The sequence below is a fragment of the Streptomyces boluensis genome, from assembly GCF_009908195.1.
Classification (GTDB): Bacteria; Actinomycetota; Actinomycetes; order Streptomycetales; family Streptomycetaceae; genus Streptomyces; species Streptomyces boluensis.
The window spans coordinates 1-4961 of record NZ_JAAAHS010000488.1; the positions used below are offsets into that span (position 1 = coordinate 1).

Below are 4961 nucleotides of genomic sequence, written 5' to 3' on the forward strand. Positions count from 1 at the left end.
CCCCGGCCCCTCGTCGGAGACTTCAAGCACCGCGCCGCCGGGCGCGGGGCCGGCCAGGACCCGGAACCCCACCCCGAGCGGAGTGTGATCAAGCACGTTCCCGATCAACGCATCAAGCGCCGCCGCCACCTCATCCCCCGGCACCGCAACCCACAGCGGAGCGCCCGGTACGTCCACGTCCACCGACCGCCCCTGATCCTCCGCCAACGGCAGCCAGAACGCGGCCCGTTCCCGCGCGACCTCCGCCAGGTCGGCGTGGAGGGGACCCCGCAACGGCCGCCGGGCCCGCCGGATCACCTCGTCGACCTGCTGCTCCAACGCCGCCACACCGGAGGCGATCCGCTCCGCCTCCTCCGCGTCCCGCAGCCCCTCCGCGTCGAGGCGCAGCGCGGCCACGGGGGTGCGCAGGCGGTGCGCCAGGTCGGCGGCGTTCTCGCGCTCGGCGGTGAGGAGCTCGGATATACGGGCCGCCAGATGGTTCAACTCGCCAGCGACCAGGCGCAGTTCGGGCGGCCCGGAGGGTTCGGCGCGGGCCGTGAGGTCGCCCCCGGAGAGCCGTTCCGCGACCCCCGCGAGCCGCCGCGCCGAGCCGACCAGACGGGCGCCGAGACGGTCGGCGATCAGCAGCCCGACCAGGACGAGCCCCGCCCCGATCCCGGCGAGGATCAGCCAGGACGCCAGCATGCCCTCGTACAACTGGCCCTGGGTGAGCGCCACTTGGACGACGGCCGTGCCGCCCTCGGGGCCCTGCACCGGCACCAGGACGAGTCGGCCGCCGCCGGGTGCCGCGTACGTGAAGGCCCGGCCGCGGCGGGCGAGCCGTACCGCGTCCGTCACGCGGGTGGGCGCCCCGAGTACCCGGCCGTCGGCGAGGATCACCGAAGTGGCCGGGCCTGAGGGGGTGTTGGCGCCGTCGACGAAGGGTCCGGCGGTGGACCCGGCGCCGGAGCCGAGCGTCGCGCCGACCCCGGACGCCACGTACTGCGCCCGCGCCGTCGCCTCGGCGGTGGCACGCTCCTCGGCGTGCGTACGGGTGAGCAGGGCGAGCGGTACGAGTAGCGCGGCCAGGACGAGGGCCGTGGTCGCGGCGGTGAGGACGAGCAGCCAGCGCCGCATCAGACCGGCTCGCCCTCGGGCAGGGCGTCGGGCGGGGCGAGCTTCACGCCGACGGTGCGGACGGTGTGCAGATAGCGGGGCTCCTGCGCGGTCTCGCCCAACTTCCGCCGCAGCCACGACAGATGGACGTCCACGGTCTTGTCGGCGCCGCCCAGCGGCTGCTGCCACACCTCGGCGAGGAGTTCGCGCCGCGACACCACCTGCCCCGCGCGCCGGGCCAGATGGGCGAGCAGGTCGAACTCGCGGGGCGTGAGGTCGAGGGCCCGCCCGTCCAGGGACACATCGCGGGCGGCGAGGTCCACGCGCAGCCCGCCGACCCGCAGCGGCGCCTCCGGTTCGGGTGCCCCGAGCCGTCGCAGCACCGCCTTGATCCGGGCGTCCAACTGGGCGGCGCCGAAAGGCTTCACTAGGTAGTCGTCGGCGCCCGCGTCGAGGAGCGCCACCATGTCCGGCTCCTCGTCACGGGCCGTCGCCACGATCACCGGCACGTCACTCACGGCCCGCAGCATCCGCAGCACTTGCGCCCCGTCGACGTCCGGCAGGCCCAGGTCCAGGACGACCAGGTCGGGCCGGTCCGTGACCGCCGCGTCGAGGCCGCTCATCCCGGTCGGCGCGGTCGCCACCGCGTGCCCACGGGCGCGCAGGGCACGTACCAGGGCAGCGCGCAGCTGCGGATCGTCCTCGATGACCAGGAGGTGGGGCATGCGGTCACGGTATGAGGCCGGTCCGTACCGGAGGCAAGGGGGGACGCCCGCGCACCGGCCGCCAACGGGGGTTCCTTGTCCGGGCTTTAACCGGGCGTTAGGAATCGGTACGAGAGGCTGGTCCCGTACCCAGGGCAGGCCAGGTAGGCCAGGGCAGGCCAGGGAGGCCAGGGCAGGCCAGGGAGGGCGACGGATGAAGTGGCGGAGCGCGGCGGTGACCGCGGCGTGGGCGGCGGTGGCGACCGTGGCGGGCTCGCTCGGCGCGTGGACCCTCGCCGGTTTCGACAGCGCGCCCGGCGACCGGAGCAGGCCGCTCGACGACGCGGCGGTGCGCCGGGCGCTGGCATCGGACCCGCCCCCGCCGACGGAACCCACGAGCAGCGCCCCGCACTCCACGGAACCCACCGCTCCGCCACCGTCCGGCACACCGGCCTCGACCCCGCCCGCACGGCCCGCCCGGCCCGCCACGCTCCGCTTCACCGGCGGCACCGCCACCGCGGAGTGCCGGGCGGACGGCTCGGTCCGGCTGCTCTCGTGGAGCCCGGCCGACGGCTACCACGTGGAGGAGTACGCGCGGGGCCCGGCGGCCATGGCCCGCCTGGAACTGGAGCCGACCACCGACGACGCCGACGACCTCGCGTACGTGTTCCGCTGCTCCGCCTCGGGCCGGCCGGCCGTGGAGCGGGCCCCGGAGGACGACGACTGACAGCGGCCGCACGCACCCGGGAACGGTCCGGCTTCGGCCCGGCTCGACACACTGTCGGGCGCGCCCCGTGCGCACCGAACACGACGCCGATGGCTTGTCCGCATCCCGGACATTTACTCTCGCCGCATGACCCCTCATCTCACCCCTCAGGCCGACCCCGCGAAGGGCGCGGCCGTCAAGGCCGCCGACCGCGCGCATGTGTTCCACTCCTGGTCAGCGCAGGAGCTGATCGATCCGCTCGCCGTAGCCGGCGCGGAGGGCGCGTATTTCTGGGACTACGAGGGCAACCGGTACCTCGACTTCACCAGTGGCCTCGTCTACACCAACATCGGCTACCAGCACCCCAAGGTCGTCGCCGCGGTGCAGGAGCAGGCCGGCAAGATGACGACCTTCGCGCCCGCCTTCGCCATCGACGTACGTTCCGAGGCCGCCCGCCTCATCGCCGAGCGCACCCCGGGCGACCTCGACAAGATCTTCTTCACCAACGGTGGTGCGGAGGCGGTCGAGAACGCCGCCCGGATGGCCCGGATTCACACCGGCCGTCCGAAGATCATGAGCGCCTACCGCTCGTACCACGGGGCGACCGCCGCCGCGATCAACCTGACCGGTGACCCGCGCCGCTGGGCCTCCGACAACGGTTCGGCGGGCGTCGTGCGCTTCTGGGCGCCGTTCCTGTACCGCTCGCCGTTCTACGCCGAGACCGAGGCGGAGGAGTGCGCGCGGGCGCTCCAGCACCTGGAGGACACGGTCGCCTTCGAGAACCCGAACTCGATCGCCGCGATCATCCTGGAGACCGTGCCGGGCACGGCCGGCATCATGACGCCGCCGCCGGGCTACCTGGCCGGAGTCCGCGAGATCTGCGACCGGTACGGCATCGTCCTCGTCCTCGACGAGGTCATGGCGGGCTTCGGCCGCACCGGCGCGTGGTTCGCGGCGGACCACTACGACGTGGTGCCGGACCTGCTGACCTTCGCGAAGGGCGTCAACTCGGGCTATGTCCCGCTCGGCGGCGTCGCGATCTCGTCGGCCATCGCGGAGACCTTCGCGAAGAAGCCGTACCCCGGTGGCCTCACGTACTCCGGTCACCCGCTGGCCTGCGCGGCCGCGGTCGCGACCCTGGAGACCATGGCGGAGGAGCGGATCGTCGAGCACGCCGCGCACATCGGCGAGCACGTACTCGGCCCCGGCCTGCGCGAACTCGCCGAACGCCACCCCTCGGTGGGCGAGGTGCGCGGCCTCGGCGTCTTCTGGGCCCTGGACCTCGTACGCAACCAGGAGACCCGCGAGCCGCTGGTCCCGTACAACGCGACGGGCGCGGCGAACGCGCCGATGGCGGAGTTCGCGGCGGCCTGCAAGAGGAGCGGCCTGTGGCCCTTCGTCAACATGAACCGCACGCATGCGGTGCCGGCGTGCACGGTGAGTGAGGCGGAGGCCAAGGAGGGCTTGGCGATCCTCGACGAGGCACTGTCGGTGACGGACAAGCACGTCGTGGGCTGAGGCGGGCCGTCGCCTGCGGCGGGCTTTCATCCCCTCCCCGCCCCTTCCCGAAGTCCTCAATCGCCGGACGGGCTGAAAATTCAGCCCCTCCGGCGATTGAGGAGCGGGGTCTGGGGCGGAGCCCCAGTTACGGGAAGGGGCGGGACTGGGGAAGAAAAGGCCCGCTCAGCTGAAGACGATCATCGACCCCTGCCCCAAACACCGCGTAGCCGCCGCATGCAACCCCAGCCAGACATGCCGCTCCCGAGCAAACGGATCATCCCCGTAAGCCACCGGAGCCGCAGGCTCCTCCAGAGCAGTGGGCCCGGCGGGCGGCACCGGCGCCGCCGGCGGGTTGGCCGGGTCGATGCCGATCGACGGCGCCACGAACTCCAGCTCACGAAGCAACCCCTGCGCGGACCCCAACGGCCCACCCCCGTCAAGGAGTTCCTCGTCCGCGAGCGGCACCGCGAAGTCCACCGGCACGTACGCCCCCGCATGGTCGTAGTGCCACACGAGATGTGACTCCTTGGCCGTGGCCTCGAACATCTCCAGGAGCTGTTCGTAGTCCCCGCCCAGCTCGTCGACCGGCGTGACCTCAAGACCGCAGATCTTCAACAGGTACGCGCGGCGCAGGAAGTGCAGGGCGTCGTAGTCGAACCCGGCGACCGGCGCCACGTCCCCGGAGAGCCCCGGCGTGTACGCGAAGACCGGCACCGGCGGCAGCCCGGCCTCGCCGAGGACCTTGTCGTAGAGGGCGAGTTCTTCCGCGAAGGGGTTGTCGGGGCTGTGGCACAGCACGTCGACGAGGGGGACGAGCCACAGGTCACAGGCCAAGAGAGAACTCCTCAGGTCGACTTTCGGCGGTCGTGCGGGCAGCGTAGTGGGGCCACCCGGCCGCAAGCTGCCCCCCTGCAGCCCTGTCCTGCCCACCGCACCCCGCCCCCAAGACCCCGAGG

General features: G+C 73.1%; 5 protein-coding genes. 2 read left to right on the forward strand and 3 right to left on the reverse strand.

Going from position 1 to position 4961, the window contains the following annotated elements; all coding sequences use genetic code 11:
- Both GUY60_RS34335 and GUY60_RS34340 read right to left on the reverse strand, forming a co-directional pair.
- Positions 1-1116 (reverse strand): sensor histidine kinase (locus tag GUY60_RS34335; protein WP_161705083.1); only part of this gene is annotated, 1116 nt, incomplete at its 3' end.
- Complete coding sequence (locus GUY60_RS34340; protein WP_161705084.1) at positions 1116-1820, reverse strand: response regulator transcription factor; 705 nt, start codon at positions 1818-1820, stop codon at positions 1116-1118. The genes GUY60_RS34335 and GUY60_RS34340, both read right to left, overlap by 1 nt.
- Positions 1821-2013: 193 nt before the next feature.
- On the opposite strand from GUY60_RS34340, the gene GUY60_RS34345 reads away from it, so the two are divergent.
- Together GUY60_RS34345 and GUY60_RS34350 are read left to right on the forward strand one after the other, a co-directional pair.
- Entirely contained in the window at positions 2014-2526 is a 513-nt protein-coding gene (locus GUY60_RS34345; protein WP_161705086.1) for a hypothetical protein, read from the forward strand.
- A 126-nt stretch (positions 2527-2652) separates the two neighbouring features.
- Positions 2653-4023, forward strand: a complete 1371-nt coding sequence (locus tag GUY60_RS34350; RefSeq protein WP_161705088.1) for an aspartate aminotransferase family protein — start codon at positions 2653-2655, stop codon at positions 4021-4023.
- Positions 4024-4188: 165 nt separating this feature from the next.
- Here GUY60_RS34350 and GUY60_RS34355 read toward each other — a convergent pair whose 3' ends face one another.
- On the reverse strand, positions 4189-4839 hold the full coding sequence (locus GUY60_RS34355; protein ID WP_161705090.1) for a putative DNA-mimic protein: 651 nt from the start codon (positions 4837-4839) through the stop codon (positions 4189-4191).
- Positions 4840-4961: the final 122 nt, after the last annotated feature.

Bases quoted from the DNA above. Each gene is read 5' to 3' on its own strand.
- GUY60_RS34345 (WP_161705086.1), top strand. From the start codon at position 2,014: ATGAAGTGGCGGAGCGCGGCGGTGACCGCGGCGTGGGCGGCGGTGGCG.
- GUY60_RS34350 (WP_161705088.1), top strand. From the start codon at position 2,653: ATGACCCCTCATCTCACCCCTCAGGCCGACCCCGCGAAGGGCGCGGCC.
- GUY60_RS34340 (WP_161705084.1), bottom strand. From the start codon at position 1,820: ATGCCCCACCTCCTGGTCATCGAGGACGATCCGCAGCTGCGCGCTGCC.